The following is an 18,300-nucleotide window of genomic DNA, read 5'->3' as shown; positions in this document are numbered from 1 at the left end:
GGAGTGGTGCTCACCGGCCCCGTCTCGCGTTCTTTACGGCCGTTTGATCACGGTAGCGTTACCCTCAGGCGTCTGTGAGTGACCGGAAAGGGGGCGACCCCCGGCATTCAGCAGTCGCACATCCACGGGTCCCGCGCATGTCACGCCGAGTCCAGCCTGCCACGGAAGAAAGCAGGTGCAGATTTCCTCAGCTTCCGCTCGGCGCAGGAGACCTCCATGACCGCCATGCCCGCCTCACCCCCCGCTCTCGCCGCCCCAGCCGGGGACTCCGGCTATCTGGTGCAGCTCGCCCGTGACGAGGACGACGTCCGGGCCGCACAGCGGCTGCGCTACCAGGTGTTCGCCGGAGAGATGGGAGCCCGGCTCGACGGGCCGGAGCCGGGACTGGACGTGGACGCCTTCGACGCGTACTGCGACCACCTCCTCATCCGCGAGGCCCTCACCGGCGAGGTCGTCGGCACCTACCGGCTCCTCCCGCCGGAGCGTGCCGCGGTCGCAGGCCGCCTCTACTCCGAGGGCGAGTTCGACCTGAGCACGCTCGCCCCCATCCGCTCCGGCCTCGTCGAGGTCGGCCGCTCCTGCGTGCACCCCGCCCACCGCGACGGTGCCGTCATCGGCCTGATCTGGGCCGGCATAGCCCGCTACATGGTCGACCGCGGCCACGAGTGGCTGGCCGGCTGCTGCTCCGTCCCGCTCGCCGACGGCGGCGCCCTCGCCGCCGCCACCTGGGACCGGGTGCAGGCCAAGCACCTCGCACCGGAGGAGTTCCGGGTACGGCCCCTGAACCCCTGGGTCCCCACCGTGCCGGCCGCCGAGGGCCGTACCGAGCTGCCCGCCCTGCTGCGCGGTTACATCCGCCTCGGCGCCTGGGTGTGCGGCGAGCCCGCGCACGACCCGGACTTCGGGGTCGCCGACATGTACGTGCTGCTGTCGATGCGCCGTGTCAACGCGCGCTACCTGCGGCACTTCCTCTCGCTCGTCCCGGCCTGATGAGCGTCTGGCTGCCCAGCGCGCCCTGCACCCCGGGCGCGTGCGTGGAGCGCGTGGGGTCCCTGACGACCCTGCCCCGGGCCGTACTGCGGTTCGCCGCGGTCGTGGTCATGATGCTCGTCGCCATCTCGATTGTCGCGCTCGGCTGGGGGTCCCCCCGCTTGCGGGGGAGGATCCCCACCGAGTGGGTGCGCCGGTTCTCCCGGACGCTCGTCCGGGCGGCCGGGGTCCGGGTCCGGATCACCGGGAGTGCTCCGGGCACCGGCGGGGTGCTCCTTGTCGCCAACCACATCTCCTGGATGGACATCCCGCTGCTGGCCGCCGTACGGCCGGCGCGGATGCTCGCCAAGAAGGAGATCCGCGAGTGGCCGGTGGCCGGCGCGCTGGTGGCCGGGGCCGGGGCGCTGTTCATCGACCGGGACCGGCTGCGGGCGCTGCCGGACACGGTCGGCCGGATCGCGGGAGCGCTGCGCGAGGGCGCCGCGGTGGTCGCCTTCCCGGAGGGCAGCACCTGGTGCGGCCGGGCCCAGGGACGGTTCCGGCGGGCCGTGTTCCAGGCCGCGCTGGACGCCGGCGCGCCCGTGCAGCCGGTGCGGCTGCACTACCGGCTGGAAGCGGGAACGGCCAGCACCGTGCCCGCCTATGTCGGCGCGGACACGCTGCTGGCCTCCCTCTGGCGAGTGGTGTCGACCCGCGGCCTGGTGGCCGAGGTGGACATACGGCCGCTGATAGCGGCCGGCAGCCACCCGGACCGTCGTACCCTCGCCCGCGCCGCCCAGCCGGTGACCCACGAGCCGGCCTGGACGCACGCGGCTCTGGTGAACCCCGAGCGGGCTTCTCAGTGGTCGGTCTCCAAGTGGAGTTTGAGCAAGTCGACGCCGTAGTCGCCGCCGTTGGGCGTGCGGATGATGGTGTGGATGTGCTGCTGGGTGGGCGTGCCGCTCGGGCCGCCCATGCCACCGCCGCCCGGCCCGCCGGAGGGCATACCGCCGGTGGGCTGCCCGGTCATCTGGCCGGTGGGCTGCCCCGAGGGCTGCCCGCCGCCGGTGCCGGTCTTCGTGCCGTAGGCGAGCGGCGACTGGGCGTCGTACTCGATGAGGACGACCGGGCTGTGCACCCGGTAGTAGAAGGCCGAGGTGTCCTTGGTCTTGCCGAGCCAGTAGAAGTACGTCTGGTCCAGGTGCTTCTCCACCTCCGTCATCCTCACCCCGGCGTGGCCGTCGTCCATGTAACCGACGTACACGCGGACCAGGTCGAGGAGCTTGTCTTGCTGCGCGGAGGTGAGCTCGGAGCCGGGCAGGCCCTGGTAGGCCAGCTTGAGGTTGTCGGAGCCGGCGCCCGCCTTCATGTCGGTGCCGGACTTGCTCACCTTCGAGTCGATCACCTTGGCGCGCTGGGCCGAGGTGAGGGAGCGGATCAGGGCCAGACCGGCCTTGGTCTCCGGCTTGAAGAGGGTGATCTTCTCGCCCTGGTAGGTGGCCGAGGTCGGCTCGGAGCCCATGAAGGTCGGCGTCATCACGACCTGGTCGCCGAGCACGAAGTAGTTGATCGCCACGTGGTGGCCCTCGTACTGGAAGCCCCACGGCTTGCTCGTCGACGGGGTGCCCATGAAGGTGAAGAAGTAGGCGCCCTCGGTGAGCGTCTCCCGGTTGCCGCCGTTGTAGTCGCCCAGGAACTGGTTGAGCTTCATGATGTTCCGGGTCTGGGCGAGGCCCTTCGCGGACAGTGCCGAGCCGAGCAGCGCGAAACCCGACTCCCGCTTCTTGTCCGTGATGTCGCCCATCCGGACGCCCTTGCGCTCGTACCCGTCGACGTTGCTCCAGGCCAGCCACTCGTCGTCGGCCACGTCGAAGGTGCAGGACTTGCGTTCCTTGGAGCTGAGGCCGTCCAGGAACGCCTGCGCCGCCTTGACGACCTTGTCCGTGGAGACGCCGGTCGAGTGGACCGAGTACAGGTCGTCGACGACCTTGCCGTCCGTGGTGAGGCCGGTGAAGTCCTTGTACTTGACCTCGGACTGGCCGGGGCCCATGCCGCCGGCTCCGCCGGGGCCGCCCGAGGGCATGCCGCCGCTCGGGGCTCCCGAGGATGAACTCGACGCGTTCGAGGAGCCGTCGGAGCAGCCGGTCATGGTCGCCAGCGCGGCGACGCCGCCGGCGAGCAGCGCCTTGTTCATGAACCAGCGGCGGCTGCGTTCGGCTTCGGGGGTGCGGGGGTGGTGTCCGTGCATGCGCCCACGGTTCCGGGGCAACCTGAAGCGTTCCTGAAGACCGTCAGCGCAGGGCACGGGACAGATAGGGCGCGGTGACGCTGCCGCCGGCCCGGGCGACCTCGGCCGGCGGGCCCGCCGCGACGATCCGGCCGCCCCGGTCCCCGCCGCCCGGCCCCAGGTCGATCACCCAGTCGGCGTCCGCCACCACCGTCATGTCGTGCTCGACCACCACGACCGTGTGCCCGGCGTCGACCAGCCCGTGCAACTGCCGCATCAGCACCTCGACATCGGCCGGATGCAGTCCCGTCGTCGGCTCGTCGAGAAGGTAGAGGGTGTGGCCGCGCCGCCCGCGCTGCAACTCACCGGCCAGTTTGATGCGCTGGGCCTCGCCGCCGGACAACTCCGTGGCGGGCTGCCCGAGTCGCAGATAGCCGAGGCCCACGTCGAGCAGTGTCGCCAGGCTGCGCGCGGCGGCCGGGGTGTCCGCGAAGAACTCCGCCGCGCCCGCCACGGTCAGGTCCAGCACCTCGGCGATGTTCCGCCCCCGGTACGTGACGTGGAGGGTCTCCGGGTTGTAGCGGGCCCCGCCGCAGTCCGGGCACGGCGCGTAGGTGCTCGGCAGGAACAGCAGCTCCACGCTGACGAACCCCTCGCCCTGGCAGGTCTCGCAGCGGCCCCCGGCCACGTTGAAGGAGAACCGCCCGACGCCGTAACCGCGCGCCCGCGCCTGCCCGGTGTCCGCGAACACCTTCCGTACGACGTCGAACAGGCCGGTGTAGGTGGCCAGGTTGGACCGCGGGGTGCGGCCGATCGGCTTCTGGTCGACGGAGACCAGACGGCCGACCTCGGCCGGTTCCCCGGTGATCTCGCCGATCAGCGTCGACTTGCCGGAGCCGGACACCCCGGTGACGGCGGTGAGGACGCCGAGCGGGAACTCGGCGGTGACCGCGCGCAGGTTGTGCCGGGTCACCGGGCCGACCGTCAGCAGGCCCCTGGCGGGCCGCGGTGCGCGTGCCGGGGCGGGATCCCGCGCGAACAGGTAGCGGGCGGTGGCGGACTCCGCGACCCCGGCCAGCTCCGCGACCGGTCCGCTGTGCAGCACCTCGCCGCCGTGCTCGCCGGCCCGCGGACCCACGTCCACCAGCCAGTCGGCGCCGCGCACCACGTCCAGGTGGTGCTCCACCACGAACACCGAGTTCCCGGCCGCCTTCAGCCGCGCCAGCACGGTGAGCAGCGCCTCGGTGTCCGCCGGGTGCAGCCCTGCCGACGGCTCGTCCAGGACGTAGACGACACCGAAGAGCCCGGACCGCAACTGGGTGGCCAGGCGCAGGCGTTGCAGCTCGCCCGCGGAGAGGGTGGGCGTCGACCGGTCGAGGCTGAGATAGCCGAGGCCAAGCTCGGCGACGGGGTCGATACGGGAGACGAGGTCCGCGGTGAGCACCCGCACGGTCTCCGACCCGCTCCGGCCGGCGGCGTCGCCCAGCAGCCCGGCCAGCTCGGTCAGCGGCAGCGCGACGAGATCGGCGATCGTACGGCCGGCGAACGTGACCGCGAGGGCCTCGGGCCGCAGCCTGCCGCCGCCGCACAGCGGGCAGGGCGCACTGGTCAGGAACCGCTCCGCCTTCGCCCGCAGCGCGGGGCTCTTGGAGTCCGAGAAGGTCTTCAGCACATACCGGCGGGCGCTCATGTACGTGCCCTGGTAGGGCCGTTGGATGCGGTCGGCATCCCGGACCGGGTGCACGGTGACCACCGGCTGCTCGTCCGTGAAGAGGATCCACTCGCGCTGCCCGGCGGGCAGGTCGCGCCACGGCCGGTCGACGTCGTGGCCGAGCGCGTCCAGGATGTCCCGCAGGTTCTTGCCCTGCCAGGCACCCGGCCAGGCGGCGATCGCGCCCTCGCGGACCGACAGCGACGGGTTGGGGACCAGGGACTCCTCGGTCGTCCGGTGCACCCGGCCAAGGCCGTGGCACTCGGGGCACGCGCCCGCCGCCGTGTTGGGCGAGAACGCGTCGGAATCGAGCCGCCCGGCGCCCGGCGGATAGTCCCCGGCACGCGAGAACAGCATGCGCAGGGAGTTCGAGAGGCTGGTGACGGTGCCGACCGAGGAGCGGGAGGTGGGGGCCGAGCGGCGCTGCTGCAGCGACACCGCCGGCGGCAGCCCGCTGATCTCCGCGACCTTCGGCGCCCCCACCTGGTGGATCAGCCGGCGCGCGTACGGCGCGACCGACTCGAAGTAGCGCCGCTGGGCCTCGGCGTAGATCGTGCCGAACGCCAGGGACGACTTCCCCGAGCCGGACACACCGGTGAAGACGGCCAGCACGTCCCGGGGGATGTCCACGTCGACGCCCTTGAGGTTGTGCTCACGGGCGCCGCGCACCCGGACGTACGGGTCATGGGGGCTGTGCATCGGACGGACACTCCGTGACGGGCGGCTCGCGGGGCAGGGACAAACCCCGCGATCCTAGCCCTCGCGGTCGCTCGCTACTGCGGAGGGTTGCCCTGCCTCCGCTCGCGTTCGATGTAGTCGTCGGCCTGCTTCTGGGCCATGTCGACCTGGGACTGGTACTTGTTCCCGGTCCGCTGGTCGATCATGTCGCCGCCCTTTTGGACGCCCTGTTTGGCCTGGTCCTCGTGGCCCTTCAGCATCCCCTTGAGCTTGTCCAGCATGGACATGGCAGCCCTCCTCGCTGGTTGCGGCTTCCACCCCCAGCGTCACCGGCCGGGGCGCCGTCCGCATCTCGGCGGCCGTCCCCGTGCGGGCCCGGCGTGCCTGTGCGAGCTTGGAAGACGCGGATTTCCGCCCTTCGCGGAGCCCTCCGGAGAGGCTCTCGCGCAGCCGCCCCGCGGAGCCGCCCCATACAGCTGTCCGCAGAAAGGCCCGGCCCCATGAGCACTTCCGGTTTCGGATTCGGACGCAGTCCCTTCGAAGAGTTCGACGAGCTGATGTCCCGCTTCTTCGGCGGCTCGGGGGCAGGTGCCCAGCCCCGCCGCGCGCAGCGCGTCGACATCGGCAGCCTGCTGTCCGAGCGGGCCCGGGAGCTGGTCGCCGAGGCCCGCGACCTCGCCGCCGTCGAGGGCAGCGACGAACTGGACGCCCGGCATCTGCTGGCCGCCGCCACCGGCCTCGACTCCACCCGGCGGCTGCTCACCGAGGCGGGCGCCGACCCCGACCAGCTCCGGGCGCGGCTCACCGCGGGGCACGGCGGCGGCGCGAAGGCCGAGCCCACCGCGCTCACCCCGGCCGCGAAACGCGCCCTCCTGGACGCCTACCAGATCTCCCGCGCCGAGGGCGCCTCCTACATCGGCCCCGAGCACCTGCTGCGCGCGCTCGCCGCCAACCCCGAGTCGGCGGCCGGCCGGGCGCTCGGCGAGAGCGGCTGGGAACCGACCCGGATGCCGTCCGAGGGTGCGGCGGAGCGCAAGAAGCCCAGCACCACGCCGACCGTCGACGAGTACGGCCGCGACCTCACCGAGGACGCCAGGGCCGGGCGCCTGGACCCGGTGATCGGGCGGGACGAGGAGGTCGAGCAGACCATCGAGGTGCTCTCCCGGCGCAGCAAGAACAACCCGGTCCTCATCGGTGACCCGGGTGTCGGCAAGACCGCCATCGTGGAGGGCATCGCACAGCGGATCGTCGCCGGGGAGGTGCCCAAGACCCTCGAGGGCAAGCGGCTGGTCTCGCTGGACCTGGCCGGGATGGTGGCCGGCACCAAGTACCGGGGCGAGTTCGAGGAACGGCTGAAGAAGCTGCTCGACGAGGTCCGCGAGCACGGCAACGAACTCGTCCTGTTCCTCGACGAGTTGCACACGGTCGTGGGCGCCGGCGGCGGCGGGGACGGCTCCCTCGACGCGGGCAACATCCTCAAACCCGCCCTCGCCCGCGGCGAGTTGCATCTCATCGGCGCGACCACCGTCGACGAGTACCGCAAGCACATCGAGAAGGACGCGGCCCTGGAACGCCGGTTCGCGCCCATCCTGGTCGGCGAGCCCACCGTCGACGACACCATCGAGATCCTGCGCGGCCTGCGCGACCGCTACGAGGCCCACCACCAGGTCCGCATCACCGACGAGGCGGTGGTCGCGGCGGCCGAGCTGTCCGACCGGTACATCACCTCCCGGTTCCTGCCCGACAAGGCGATCGACCTGATGGACCAGGCGGCGGCCCGGGTCCGGCTGCGCTCGAAGACCCCGCCCACCGACACCCGTGACATCGAGGACCGGGTCGCCGCCCTGAACCGGGAGAAGGACCAGGCCGTCGCCGACGAGGAGTACGAGCGCGCCAAGGAGCTCCGCGACCGCATCAAGGCGACCGAGGCCGAGCTGGAACAGGCCGGCACCGCGGAGGAACACGCGCCCAAGGTCACCGCCGAGGACATCGCCGAGGTCGTCTCCCGCACCACCGGCATCCCGGTCGCCGAGCTCACCGAGGAGGAGCGGGAGCGGCTGATGAAGCTGGAGGAGCACCTGCACGAGCGGGTCGTCGGCCAGGACGAGGCGATCACCGCCGTCGCCCGCGCGGTCCGCCGCGCCCGCGCCGGCATGAGCGATCCCAACCGGCCCGTCGGCAGCTTCCTCTTCCTCGGCCCGACCGGCGTCGGCAAGACCGAACTGGCCCGCGCCCTGGCCGCGGCCCTCTTCGGCGACGAATCCCGGATGATCCGCCTCGACATGAGCGAGTTCCAGGAGCGCCACACGGTCTCCCGGCTGGTGGGCGCCCCGCCCGGATACGTCGGCCACGAGGAGGCCGGCCAGCTCACCGAGGCGGTGCGCAGGCAGCCGTACGCCGTGCTCCTCCTCGACGAGGTGGAGAAGGCGCACCCGGACGTCTTCAACACCCTGCTCCAGCTCCTCGACGACGGCCGCCTCACCGACGCCCAGGGCCGTACCGTCGACTTCAAGAACACCGTCGTCATCATGACGTCGAACATCGGCGCCGACCGCATCCTGGCCGCCGGCACGGAGGACTACACCAAGGTCCGCGAGGCGGTCATGCCGGCCCTCCAGCAGCACTTCCGGCCCGAGTTCCTCAACCGCATCGACGAGATCATCGTCTTCCGCGGCCTGGACCGCACCCAGCTGCGCGAGATCGTCGACCTGCTCCTCGAACACACCCGGAGCCGGCTGCGCGCGCAGGACGTCTCGCTCGAAGTCACCGACTCGGCAGCCGTGCTGCTCGCCAACCTCGGCCACGAACCGGACTTCGGCGCCCGTCCGCTGCGCCGCACCATCCAGCGCGAGGTCGACGACCGCCTCGCCGACCTGCTGCTCTCCGGCCAGCTGGTGGCGGGCGAGCGGGCGGTGGTGGACGCGGAGCACGGCGAGATCGTGATCCGCTCCGACAAGCCCGCGACGGTCTAGACGGTCCGGACGACCGCTGGCCGCACGATCGAAGCCAGCCGCCGGTAGGAGTCCAGCAGGGCCGTCCGGTCGTAGGTGCTGGTCGTGACCAGCACCTCGTCGGCGGCCGTCTCCTTCAGGACCGTCTCCAGCTCGTCGGCCACCTGCTCCGCGGTGCCGGCGAGGTGGCCGGTGAGGCCGGACTCGTAGAACCCGCGTTCCTTCGCGGTCATGGGCCGGGCCTCGACGGACTCGGCCGGTGGGAGGGGCGGGAAGGAGCCGTGGGTGCGGGAGTACGCCATCGACCACGCCTCCGGGACGAGCAGCCTTCGGGCCGCCTCGGGGGTGTCGGCGACGGCGACCGTCCCGGAGATCACGACATACGGCTCGGTCGCCCATGGGGAGGGCCGGAAGCGGTCGCGGTAGTGGTCGATGCCGCGCCGCATCCTCTCCCGGTTGCGCAGGTCGCCGATGACCATCGGCAGCCCGGCCTGTGCCGCGATGTCGGCGCCCTCGCCCATCGCCAGCACGAACGGCGGCACGCGCAGCCCCTCCGCCGGGCGGGCCCGCACCCCGGTCGGCGAGGTCCCCTCGAACCAGCCGAGCAGCTCGCCGAGCTGTGCCGCGAAGTCCTCGGCGTCCTCCCGGTCCCGGCCCAGGGCCTTGCGCACCCCGCCGGTGAAACCCACCGACCGGCCCAGGCCCATGTCGATCCGCCCCGGGTACAGCGACTCCAGCACGCCGAACTGTTCGGCCACGACGAGGGTTTGGTGGTTCGGCAGCATCACGCCGCCGGTCCCGACCCGGATGGTCCGGGTCGCGGCGGCCACGGCGGCGGCCAGCACGGTCGGCGCGGAACCGGCGACCCCGGGCACACCGTGGTGCTCCGACACCCAGAAGCGGTGGTAGCCCAGCGCCTCCACCTCCCGCGCCAGTGCCACGGTGTCCCGCAGCGCCTCGGCGGGCGAGTGGCCCTCCCGGGTGCGGGAGCGGTCGAGGACGGAGAACCGGGTCCGGGCGGTCAGTGCGTTCACAGCGGGTTCAACACCGGGGCGGCCACAGGATTCCCGCCGGGGCTCAGTCCCCGGGGCGCAGCAGCCCGCGCTCGTAGGCCCTGACCAGGTGCTGCGGGACCAGGTGCCGGACGCCGTCGACCGTCACCGGTACGAGCGGCGGGGTGGTCGCCTTCCAGCGGGCGCGGCGGTGGCGGGTGTTGCTGCGGGACATCCTGCGTTTGGGGACGGCCATGGAGCTTCTCCTCGGTGCTGTGGCGGGCAGACACCGGGACGCTATATGAAAATGGATCCCATGAGCAATTGATAGGGTGGCCGGGTGACCGAGAGCAGCAAGCGTCCGATCGCCGTGTTCGACATCGACAACACCCTCGCCGACACCGCGCACCGGCAGCGGTTCCTGGAGGGCAAACCCCGGGACTGGGACGCGTTCTTCGCGGCGGCGCCGCACGATCCGCCGATCGCCGAGGGGGTCGCGCTGGCCGTGGCGACCGCCGAGGAGTGCGACATCGTCTATCTCACGGGGCGGCCCGAGCGCTGCCGGCGCTCCACGCTGGACTGGCTCGCCGCGCACGGGCTGCCCGAGGGGCGCGTGCACATGCGGCGCAACGCCGACCGCAGGCCGGCCCGGCAGACCAAGCTGGAGATCCTGCGGCGGCTCGCCGAAGGGCGTTCGGTCCGCGTCCTGGTCGATGACGACGAGCTGGTGTGCGACGCCGCCGAACGGGCCGGTTTCACCGTCGTACGGGCCCGCTGGGCCGACCGCTCGGTCGCGCTGGAGCAGGCCCAGGAGGGCGAGGGGCGGACCTGACGGTATGGCGTCAGTCCTCTTCGTCGATGCGGAAGCCCACCTTCAGGCCCACCTGGTAGTGCTCGATCTGCCCGTTCTCGATCTGGCCCCTGACCTGCGTCACCTCGAACCAGTCCAGGTTGCGCAGAGTCTGGTTGGCGCGCGCGACACCGTTGCGGATGGCCTGGTCGATGCCCTCGTGCGAGGTGCCGACGATCTCGGTGACCCGGTAGGTGTGGTTCGTCATCGGGAAGCTCCTCTCGTCGTCACTCCACGGTGCCGCATCCGGAAGCGGAGCGCGAGGCGTCGGTTCCGAAACGCAGACAGGTCTTGACCCTCCGTATTGGTCCATACCAAAATCCCGTACACCCGTACGAGCCCCGGTGCTCGTTCCCCCACGTCGGGCCTCTTCGCCTGTCCGCCAGACAGAACAGGAACCCTCGTGAGACATCGCCGCCCACTTGCCCTCGTCTGTGTGTCCGCCGCCCTGCTGAGCGCCTGTGGAGTCCTGCCGGGCGAAGGGGGCGGGCGCCACACGGTCACGGTCTGGCTGATGCGGAACAGCGCCTCGGCGGACTTCCTGCACCGGTTCACCGCGGACTTCGAGCGCACCCACAAGGACATCCGCCTGGACATCCGCATCCAGGACTGGACCGGCATCGTGGACAAGGTGCAGGCGGCCCTGAAGAGCGACTCCGCCGACGCGCCCGACGTCATCGAGGTCGGCAACACCCAGGTCCCGCAGTACGTCGAGGACGGCCGGCTCACCGACCTCACCCTGGAGTCGATGCGCGACTGGGGCAAGGAGCACTGGCTGCCCGGCCTCGCCGAGCCCGGCCGGGACGACTCCCGCCAGTACGGCATCCCCTGGTACGCCGCCAACCGGGTCGTCATCTACCGCAAGGACCTCTTCGAGAAGGCCGGGATCACCTCCCCGCCGAAGACCCGCGAGGAGTGGCTGACCGACACCGGGAAGCTCAACTCCGGCGGCGACCAGGGGATCTACCTCGCCGGACAGGACTGGTACACCCTCTCCGGGTTCATCTGGGACGAGGGCGGCGACCTCGCCCGGGAGTCGGACGCGGACTGGAAGGGCGCCCTCGACAGCCCGGCCGCGCTGCGCGGGATGGACTTCTACCGGCAACTCCAGGCCCTCGGCAGGGGACCCGTCGACGCCGACGAGGAACACCCGCCCCAGGCCCAGGTGTTCGCGGGCGGACAGGTCGCGCAGATCGTCGCGGTGCCCGGCCTCGCCCAGTCCGTCGTGCAGGAGAATCCCGAACTGAAGGACGAGATCGGCTACTTCCCGGTGCCGGGGCTCACCGCCGACCACCCCGGTGCCGTCTTCACCGGAGGCTCCGACCTCGTCGTACCGCAGAACACCGACCGGCCCTACGACGCGACGGCCGTCGTCGGCGCGCTGACCGGCGCCAAGTGGGACACCGACCTGGCCCGCACCATGAACTACGTGCCCAACAAGACCACGCTGGCGGGCGCGGTGGCCGGGGAGGAGGGGGTCGCCGCCATGGCGGCGGGTGCCGCACGGGGACGGGCGACCCCCCACACCCCGGACTGGCCGGCGGTGGAGGCCGAAAACCCGATCAAGACCTACATGACCAAGGTGCTCCGCGGAGCGGACCCCGAGACCGAGGCCCGCCGCGCCTCCCGACAGATCACCGACCTACTCGCACCGGACTTCGGGTGAGCGTCCGCGCCCCGAAAGGGGCGCGGGGAACTGCGCGACCGGCCACGACGGCGCCGCGGACGTTCGACGGCGTGGCAGCGCCCCGAAAGGGGCGCGGGGAACTGCGCTACCAGCCACGTCGGCGCCGCAGACGACCGACGACGTGGCGCGGCCCCCCGGCGGAGCGCCCGGCGGACTACTCAGCGCGCCACGCTCAGCGACAGCGCAAAGCGCCCCTCCGCGTCGGTCCACCAATCGGTCAGCTCCAGCCCCGCGGCGGCCAGTTCGGCGGTCACCCCGTCCCGCCGGAACTTCGCCGACACCTCGGTCCGCAGCTCCTCGCCCGCCGCGAAGTCCACGGCCAGATCGAGCGCCGGCACCTTCACGGTCTGCGCCACCCGGGAGCGCAGCCGCATCTCGATCCACTCGTTCTCCGCGTCCCACAGGGCGACATGGTCGAAGGCGTCCGGGTCGAAGTCGGCGTCCAGCTCCCGGTCCACCACGGCGAGGACGTTCTTGTTGAACTCGGCCGTCACCCCGGCCGCGTCGTCGTACGCCCGGACCAGCACCCCCTCGTCCTTGACCAGGTCGGTGCCGAGCAGCAGCGCGTCGCCCGGCGCGAGCCGCCGCCGCACCGAGGCCAGGAACTCCGCCCGCTCGGCGGGCAGCAGGTTGCCGATCGTGCCGCCGAGGAACACCAGCAGCCGCGGGCCCGGCGTCTCGGGCAGTTCGAGGCGGCCGGTGAAGTCGGCGATCAGGGCGTGCACGGTCAGCCCCGGCCGCTCCGCGACGAGCGCCTCCCCGGCCTGCGCGAGCGCACTCTCGCTGACGTCGACCGGGACGTACACCTCGATGCCGGTGAGCGCGTCGATGAGCAGGCGGGTCTTCTCGGAGGAGCCCGAGCCCAGCTCCACCAGCGTGCGGGCACCGCTCGCGGCGGCGATCTCGCCGGACCGGGTGCGCAGGATCTCCCGCTCGGCCCGGGTCGGGTAGTACTCGGGCAGCTCGGTGATCCGCTCGAACAGCTCGCTGCCCCGGGCGTCGTAGAACCACTTCGGCGGCAGCGTCTTGGGCGTTGCGGTGAGGCCGGTCAGGACATCGGCGCGCAGCGCGGCGTCCGTCGCGTCCTCGGGAAGGGTGCGGGTGACACGGAAGGGACTCACGTACAAGGCTCCTTAGGTGGTACCGATGCCAGGCCCTCGACCGGGTTCTCGACCGGGTCCTCGACGGGCGTGAGAGCGACGCCCGCGCGGCTCGCGGTGAGCAGCGTGCGGTCGGGGACCTCCTGCCAGCGCGGGTCGTCGTCGTACGGCTCGGAGGCGACGACGGTGCGCAGGCCGGGTTCCACGAGGTAGTGGAGGCTGTCGCCCCAGGTGGTGGCGGTGATGGTCTCGCCGTCGGTGAGGAGGAGGTTCAGCCGGGCCGCGGGCGCCGCCTCGGCCACCTGCTGAACCGTTTCGGCAAGGGCCGGGCCCGGCTCCGTGCCCGACCGCAGCCGGTGCAGGGCCAGCGCCCAGACGAACGCCGAGTCGGTGCGGGCCTCCATCGACAGCAGGTCGGCCGGGGGCAGCAGCGGGACCAGGGGCGCCATGGACCCCGGCCAGCCCGGGATCGCCCCGTTGTGGCTGAACAGCCAGCGGCCCGCGGCGAACGGCGCCGCCGCGGCCTCCCCGTCCGCGCCCGCCAGGGTCGCGTCCCGTACGGCGGCCAGCAGCGCGCCGGTGCGCACGACCCGGGCCAGGTCGGCGAAGGACGGGTCCGCCCAGATCGGCCCGGCCCGCCGGTAGCGGGCCGGCTGCGGATCGCCCGGTGCGTACCAGCCGACCCCGAAGCCGTCCGCGTTGACCGTCCCGTACCGCTGGTGCCGGGGCGCCCACGACTGCCGGTAGAGGGAGTGCTCGGGCTCCACGAGGAGCCGGCCGAGCGGCTCCTCGGGTCCCAGGCAGGCGAGGTGACGGCACATCAGGCGGTCTCCGCGTCACGGGCGGTGCGGAAGCCGGAGAAGATCTGCCGCCGGATCGGGTAGTCCCAGTTGCGGAACGTGCCCCGGCAGGCCACCTGGTCCACGGCGAACGAACCACCGCGCAGCACCTTGTACTCGGGGCCGAAGAACACCTCCGAGTACTCCTTGTACGGGAAGGCGGTGAAGCCCGGGTACGGCTCGAAGTCGCTGGCCGTCCACTCCCACACGTCACCGATCAACTGCCGTACGCCGAGCGGTGACTCGCCGTCCGGGTAGCTGCCGGCCGGGGCCGGGCGCAGGTGCCGCTGGCCCAGGTTGGCGTGGTTCGGCGCCGGGTCGGCGTCGCCCCACGGATAGCGCCGGGACCGGTCCTCGCCCGGGTGGTGCCGGGCGGCCTTCTCCCACTCGGCCTCGGTGGGCAGCCGGCGCCCGGCCCAGCGGGCGTAGGCGTCCGCCTCGTACCAGGACACGTGCAGCACCGGCTCCTCGGGCGGTACGACCTCGGTGACCCCGAACCGGCGGCGCAGCCACTGGCGGCCCTCCCGGTGCCAGAAGTGCGGCGCGGAGATGGAGTGTTCCCGGATGTGCGCCCAGCCCTCAGGCGTCCACCAGCGCTCGTTCTCGTAGCCACCGTCCTCGATGAACGCCAGGTACCGGCCGTTGGTCACCGGGACGGTGTCGATCCAGTAGGGCGCCACCTCGCGCCGGTGCGCGGGGCGTTCGTTGTCCAGCGCCCAGGGCTCGGTGGAGGTACCCATGATGAACTCGCCGCCGGGGACCAGGACTTCGGCCGGGCCGGTGAACGGCGGCACCGGGGCCGGGTCCGGGGCGGTCAGGGCCTGCGGGCCCTTGCGGAGCTGATGGGTGATCAGCATCGTCTCGTCGTGCTGCTGTTCGTGCTGCGCGATCATCCCGAAGGCGAAGCCCGCCTCGGTCAGCCGGGTGCCGCTGAACGCCGCGCTGTCCAGCAGGTCCAGGGCCCGGCCGCGCACCTCCGCCGCGTACTGCCGGGCCTCGGCGGGCGGCAGCAGCGGCAGCGAGGGCCGCTCGGAACGCGGGTGCTCGAAGGCGTCGTAGAGGCTGTCGATCTCGGGGCGCATCGCCTCCCGGCCGCCGACGTTGCGCAGCAGCCAGAGCTCCTCCTGGTTGCCGATGTGCGCGAGGTCCCAGACCAGCGGGGACATCAGCGGGGAGTGCTGGGCGGTGAGGTCGGGCCCCTCCACGCAGCTGGTCAGCAGCGTGGTGCGGTCGCGGGCCGTGATGAGGGACTTCAGCGCCCGGTCCCGCAGGGTCTCGATATCGATGTCGGCGTCGGTCTCGGTCATGCGCTGATGTCCTTCCCATGGGCGCGACCGGCCGTGCCGCGCAGTCGGTCCAGCAGGTCGTCGGCCGGGCAGCGGCCCCGCAGCACGTACCGGTCCCGGTAGGCCGCCACGGCGTCCGTGACCCCGGGGGCCGCGCCGATCCTCGGCAGGGCCTCCAGGGCCGCCGTGAAGCAGGCGACGGCGGCCTCGTGCAGCTCGGGGTCGCGGAGCCCGGTGCGGGCCGCGTCGATCCACAGCGGGTTGTTCGGGGCGGGTCGCGGCCCCGCCCGCTCGGCCAGCGGTTTCACCGTCCGGTACGCGGTCTCGGCGGCCTCCGGGTCGTCGAACAGCGCCGCCGTCACCGCCAGCGGCACGATCCACCCGTCGTCGCCGGGCTGCGCGTCGATCATCCGCAGCTCCAGATGACCCCGCGGTCTGACCGGCGGGAAGAGGGTGGTGAGGTGGTACGCGAGATCCGCGCCGGTGGGCGCCCCCGACCGGGTCCAGGCCCGGAAGGTCAGGCCCTCGGGGACCTCCCAGGGGCCGCCGTCCCGCCGTACGCACATCACCGGTGCGTCGAGCACGTGCCGGGCCCAGGCGGCGCGCGGGTCGCCGTCCAGCGGGGGCCCGCCCGCGCGGCCCGCGCCGATCTCCATCCACAGCAGCTGCCGGGTGGAGAGCCAGCCGGTGGGCCGTTGCCCGACCAGCGGGGAGTTCGCGAACGCGGCCACCAGCACCGGGCCGAGCTGATGGGTCAGCCACCAGCGCCGGACGTACCCGAGCGGGCCGGGCTCCTCGTGGCCGGCGTCCAGGCAGACCTGGACGGACGCCGAGGAGCACATCATGTGGCGGCCGGCCGTGCCGGTGCGGTCCAGGCAGCTCTCCATCGCGTCGTAGCGCGGCTCGCGCAGGAAGCGGCGGGGGGTGTGCCAGGGATCGTGACCGACGCCCACAAGTCCGAGGTCCTGTGCTGCGAGGACCTTGCGGACGGCGTCCAGGTCGGCGGAGACGGTGCCAACGCACTCCGTGAGGGAGGCGGCGGGCGGCGAGCTGAGCTCCAGCTGGCCGCCGGGCTCGACGGTGAGCGCCGACCCCAGGGGCACCGTGCGCAGTGCGGCGTAGGCCGCTTCGAGTCGTTCGGGTGTCACCGGGAGCTGCGGTCTGCGCAGCTCGTGGACCAGCCATTCCACTTCGACCCCGAGCGTGCGGGGCGGGCCGGTCTTGAAGCAGATGCCCTTGACCAGGGCCTCCACCTCGGCCTCGGTGACAGTCGTGCGGTCGTCCGAGAAGTCGGTTCTCACCGATCCGTCGGTACAGTCGCCGCTGTCGGATATCGAGTCGGACATGTCGGGATCCTCCTGAGATTCCACCATGCCACCGTCCCGGCCGTGGATACGTCCGGGGCGGCATCGTCCGTCCCACCCAAGACCTTCACGTCCGTTCGCACAAGGGCACCTATCGGCACGTTCTAGATCGGTAACCTCTGCTTCCTCGCCGCTTCGTTGCTCCTTCGTTGCCTGTTTCCAGCCGTTTCAGGCCAGGGAAACTCCGTTGCACGGCACCACCAGCATCGCCCAGGATGCGTGCATGAGCACGACGGGGGAGGCCGCGCGGGCCGCGGCCATGGCGTCCACGGGGGTGGCGCCATGAGCGCGCGCCTGCGCGGCATCGCACGGCAGACCGAGGAGATCGTCGCCGCGGGGAGCTACCGTGCCCCCGACGGCCGGGAGGTCCCGCTGGCCGCCGACATCGCGGCCGCACGGGCCGGGACGCGGCTGTACGGCCCGGAACCGGTGCCGGTCCCGCCGTCCCCGGATCGCGATCCCGTCCCGCCCGCACCGGACACCGTCTTCGAGGTCACCGGCGAGAGCAGTCTGGAGGCCGCCCGCCGGCTCGCCGACGCCCCGGTGGCCGTGCTCAACTTCGCCTCGGCCCGCAACCCGGGCGGCGGCTACCTGAACGGCGCCCAGGCGCAGGAGGAGGCCCTGTGCCGGGCCTCCGCGCTGTACACGTGCGTGCGCGAGGCCGCCGCCTACTACGACCACCACCGCGCACACCGCGACCCCTTCTACACGGACCGCGTGATCCACTCCCCGGCCGTCCCGGTCTTCCGCGACGACCGCGGCGCACTGCTCGCCGAGCCCTACCGCGCGGGCTTCCTCACCGCCGCCGCGCCCAACGCGGGCGTGATCCGCCGTACGGCTCCGGAGCGCGCCGGTGAACTGCCGGGTGCCCTCGCCGTACGGGCCGAGCGGGTGCTGGAGGTGGCCGCCGCGCACGGCTATGGGCGGCTGGTGCTCGGCGCCTGGGGCTGCGGGGTGTTCCAGAACGACCCGGCGCAGGTCGCGGGCGCCTTCCGGGAGCTGCTGGGCCCCGGCGGACGGTTCGCGGGCACCTTCGCACACGTGGTGTTCGGGGTCCTGGACCGCACGCCGGGAGCCGTGGTCCGGGGAGCCTTCGAGGAGGCGTTCCGGACCGTCGCCGTCCGCGACCAGCGGCTCACTTCCAGCCGTAGCGCTCGTGCAGCCGGTGGCGTACGAGGTTGAAGCGGCCCCGGTCGATTGCGCAGGCCTCGCGGCGCATGCCGTCCTCGTGCAGGCGCAGGACGCGGTCCACGTCCACCCAGGAGTCGCGTCCGGTGCGGTCCCACGGCCCGCTGCCGATCGCCACCCACTCGCGGTCGTTGTCGTGCCGCTTGCTGGACAGCTGGACGGCGAGCAGGGTGCCCTCCGCCTCCCGGGCGACGACCAGCACCGGCCGGTCCTTGCCCCGCCCGTCGTTCTCCTCGAACGGGACCCAGGTCCACACGATCTCACCCGGGTCGGGGTCGCCGTCGTGGGCGGGGGAGTACTCGGTGCGCACCGTGCCGACCTCGCGCGGGTCGGCCTCGGTGGTCGCGGTGGGGCCGTAACGGCCGGGGATGTTCTCGTCGTCGATATACGCAGTCACGAGGGCACCCTAAGGGGCCTCAGCCTGCGAGAACAGGCGGGGTGCCTGGGCGGTGCGGTTC

The 18,300-nt window shown here is 72.6% G+C and carries 17 protein-coding genes; 6 read left to right on the top strand and 11 right to left on the bottom strand.

Features of this window, described 5'->3' with window-relative positions; genetic code table 11:
• The first annotated feature begins 216 nt into the window (after window positions 1-216).
• Together ACGF5O_RS08800 and ACGF5O_RS08795 are read left to right on the top strand one after the other, a co-directional pair.
• Window positions 217-990, top strand: a complete 774-nt coding sequence (locus ACGF5O_RS08800; protein WP_393534375.1) for a GNAT family N-acetyltransferase — start codon at window positions 217-219, stop codon at window positions 988-990.
• Window positions 990-1,874 (top strand): lysophospholipid acyltransferase family protein, encoded by an 885-nt coding sequence (locus ACGF5O_RS08795; RefSeq protein ID WP_393809207.1) that lies wholly within the window; start codon window positions 990-992, stop codon window positions 1,872-1,874. The genes ACGF5O_RS08800 and ACGF5O_RS08795 overlap by 1 nt, the downstream gene beginning before the upstream one ends.
• Here ACGF5O_RS08795 and ACGF5O_RS08790 read toward each other — a convergent pair.
• From ACGF5O_RS08790 to ACGF5O_RS08780, 3 genes are all read right to left on the bottom strand, one after another.
• The gene (locus ACGF5O_RS08790; protein ID WP_393809206.1) at window positions 1,829-3,217 is read right to left on the bottom strand and encodes a DUF3500 domain-containing protein; all 1,389 of its coding nucleotides are present in this window, start codon (window positions 3,215-3,217) and stop codon (window positions 1,829-1,831) included. The genes ACGF5O_RS08795 and ACGF5O_RS08790 overlap by 46 nt on opposite strands.
• 43 nt (window positions 3,218-3,260) lie before the next feature.
• Window positions 3,261-5,606 (bottom strand): ATP-binding cassette domain-containing protein, encoded by a 2,346-nt coding sequence (locus ACGF5O_RS08785; protein ID WP_393809205.1) that lies wholly within the window; start codon window positions 5,604-5,606, stop codon window positions 3,261-3,263.
• Between the two features lie 74 nt (window positions 5,607-5,680).
• The gene (locus ACGF5O_RS08780; protein WP_393809204.1) at window positions 5,681-5,872 is read right to left on the bottom strand and encodes an antitoxin; all 192 of its coding nucleotides are present in this window, start codon (window positions 5,870-5,872) and stop codon (window positions 5,681-5,683) included.
• A 213-nt stretch (window positions 5,873-6,085) separates the two neighbouring features.
• On the opposite strand from ACGF5O_RS08780, the gene ACGF5O_RS08775 reads away from it, so the two are divergent.
• A complete protein-coding gene (locus ACGF5O_RS08775; protein WP_393809203.1) occupies window positions 6,086-8,557 on the top strand; it encodes an ATP-dependent Clp protease ATP-binding subunit in 2,472 nt (823 codons plus the stop codon).
• Here ACGF5O_RS08775 and ACGF5O_RS08770 read toward each other — a convergent pair.
• Both ACGF5O_RS08770 and rpmF read right to left on the bottom strand, forming a co-directional pair.
• On the bottom strand, window positions 8,554-9,570 hold the full coding sequence (locus ACGF5O_RS08770; protein ID WP_393809202.1) for an LLM class flavin-dependent oxidoreductase: 1,017 nt from the start codon (window positions 9,568-9,570) through the stop codon (window positions 8,554-8,556). The two genes, ACGF5O_RS08775 and ACGF5O_RS08770, sit on opposite strands and share 4 nt — an antisense overlap.
• Window positions 9,571-9,613: 43 nt before the next feature.
• A complete protein-coding gene (gene rpmF / locus ACGF5O_RS08765; RefSeq protein WP_393809201.1) occupies window positions 9,614-9,784 on the bottom strand; it encodes a 50S ribosomal protein L32 in 171 nt (56 codons plus the stop codon).
• A gap of 84 nt (window positions 9,785-9,868) precedes the next feature.
• Between rpmF and ACGF5O_RS08760 the strand changes: the two genes are divergently transcribed.
• Window positions 9,869-10,360, top strand: coding sequence for a hypothetical protein (locus ACGF5O_RS08760; RefSeq protein ID WP_393809200.1), 492 nt, complete (start codon window positions 9,869-9,871; stop codon window positions 10,358-10,360).
• A 10-nt stretch (window positions 10,361-10,370) separates the two neighbouring features.
• Here the strand turns inward: ACGF5O_RS08760 and ACGF5O_RS08755 are convergent, their stop codons facing one another.
• Window positions 10,371-10,586: a dodecin gene (locus ACGF5O_RS08755; protein ID WP_351715100.1), complete on the bottom strand. Its 216-nt coding sequence runs from the start codon at window positions 10,584-10,586 to the stop codon at window positions 10,371-10,373.
• A gap of 228 nt (window positions 10,587-10,814) precedes the next feature.
• On the opposite strand from ACGF5O_RS08755, the gene ACGF5O_RS08750 reads away from it, so the two are divergent.
• Window positions 10,815-12,044 (top strand): extracellular solute-binding protein, encoded by a 1,230-nt coding sequence (locus ACGF5O_RS08750; RefSeq protein ID WP_393809199.1) that lies wholly within the window; start codon window positions 10,815-10,817, stop codon window positions 12,042-12,044.
• Window positions 12,045-12,223: 179 nt separating this feature from the next.
• On the opposite strand, the gene egtD is transcribed toward ACGF5O_RS08750, so the two are convergent.
• From egtD to egtA, 4 genes are read right to left on the bottom strand one after another with little or no spacing between them, the layout of a single operon-like run.
• Entirely contained in the window at window positions 12,224-13,186 is a 963-nt protein-coding gene (gene egtD, locus ACGF5O_RS08745; RefSeq protein WP_393809198.1) for an L-histidine N(alpha)-methyltransferase, read from the bottom strand.
• Window positions 13,183-13,986: an ergothioneine biosynthesis protein EgtC gene (gene egtC, locus ACGF5O_RS08740; protein WP_393809197.1), complete on the bottom strand. Its 804-nt coding sequence runs from the start codon at window positions 13,984-13,986 to the stop codon at window positions 13,183-13,185. Before egtC ends, egtD begins: the two co-directional genes overlap by 4 nt.
• Window positions 13,986-15,311 (bottom strand): ergothioneine biosynthesis protein EgtB, encoded by a 1,326-nt coding sequence (gene egtB, locus ACGF5O_RS08735; RefSeq protein ID WP_393809196.1) that lies wholly within the window; start codon window positions 15,309-15,311, stop codon window positions 13,986-13,988. Before egtB ends, egtC begins: the two co-directional genes overlap by 1 nt.
• The gene (egtA, locus tag ACGF5O_RS08730; protein WP_393809195.1) at window positions 15,308-16,636 is read right to left on the bottom strand and encodes an ergothioneine biosynthesis glutamate--cysteine ligase EgtA; all 1,329 of its coding nucleotides are present in this window, start codon (window positions 16,634-16,636) and stop codon (window positions 15,308-15,310) included. Before egtA ends, egtB begins: the two co-directional genes overlap by 4 nt.
• 300 nt (window positions 16,637-16,936) lie before the next feature.
• On the opposite strand from egtA, the gene ACGF5O_RS08725 reads away from it, so the two are divergent.
• A complete protein-coding gene (locus tag ACGF5O_RS08725) occupies window positions 16,937-17,836 on the top strand; it encodes a TIGR02452 family protein (RefSeq protein ID WP_393809194.1) in 900 nt (299 codons plus the stop codon).
• Here the strand turns inward: ACGF5O_RS08725 and ACGF5O_RS08720 are convergent.
• A complete protein-coding gene (locus ACGF5O_RS08720) occupies window positions 17,790-18,239 on the bottom strand; it encodes a type II toxin-antitoxin system PemK/MazF family toxin (RefSeq protein ID WP_393809193.1) in 450 nt (149 codons plus the stop codon). The two genes, ACGF5O_RS08725 and ACGF5O_RS08720, sit on opposite strands and share 47 nt — an antisense overlap.
• Window positions 18,240-18,300 lie beyond the last annotated feature (61 nt).

This window comes from Streptomyces sp. NPDC048291, assembly GCF_043201715.1.
In the GTDB taxonomy this organism is placed as follows: Bacteria; Actinomycetota; Actinomycetes; order Streptomycetales; family Streptomycetaceae; genus Streptomyces.
This window is presented reverse-complemented; position numbering and strand designations above follow the sequence as displayed.

Bases quoted from the DNA above. Each gene is read 5' to 3' on its own strand.
- ACGF5O_RS08800 (WP_393534375.1), top strand. From the start codon at position 217: ATGACCGCCATGCCCGCCTCACCCCCCGCTCTCGCCGCCCCAGCCGGG.
- ACGF5O_RS08785 (WP_393809205.1), bottom strand. From the start codon at position 5,606: ATGCACAGCCCCCATGACCCGTACGTCCGGGTGCGCGGCGCCCGTGAG.
- ACGF5O_RS08725 (WP_393809194.1), top strand. From the start codon at position 16,937: ATGAGCGCGCGCCTGCGCGGCATCGCACGGCAGACCGAGGAGATCGTC.
- ACGF5O_RS08790 (WP_393809206.1), bottom strand. From the start codon at position 3,217: ATGCACGGACACCACCCCCGCACCCCCGAAGCCGAACGCAGCCGCCGC.
- egtC (WP_393809197.1), bottom strand. From the start codon at position 13,986: ATGTGCCGTCACCTCGCCTGCCTGGGACCCGAGGAGCCGCTCGGCCGG.
- ACGF5O_RS08795 (WP_393809207.1), top strand. From the start codon at position 990: ATGAGCGTCTGGCTGCCCAGCGCGCCCTGCACCCCGGGCGCGTGCGTG.
- egtB (WP_393809196.1), bottom strand. From the start codon at position 15,311: ATGACCGAGACCGACGCCGACATCGATATCGAGACCCTGCGGGACCGG.
- rpmF (WP_393809201.1), bottom strand. From the start codon at position 9,784: ATGGCCGTCCCCAAACGCAGGATGTCCCGCAGCAACACCCGCCACCGC.
- ACGF5O_RS08780 (WP_393809204.1), bottom strand. From the start codon at position 5,872: ATGTCCATGCTGGACAAGCTCAAGGGGATGCTGAAGGGCCACGAGGAC.
- ACGF5O_RS08755 (WP_351715100.1), bottom strand. From the start codon at position 10,586: ATGACGAACCACACCTACCGGGTCACCGAGATCGTCGGCACCTCGCAC.
- egtA (WP_393809195.1), bottom strand. From the start codon at position 16,636: ATGTCCGACTCGATATCCGACAGCGGCGACTGTACCGACGGATCGGTG.
- ACGF5O_RS08775 (WP_393809203.1), top strand. From the start codon at position 6,086: ATGAGCACTTCCGGTTTCGGATTCGGACGCAGTCCCTTCGAAGAGTTC.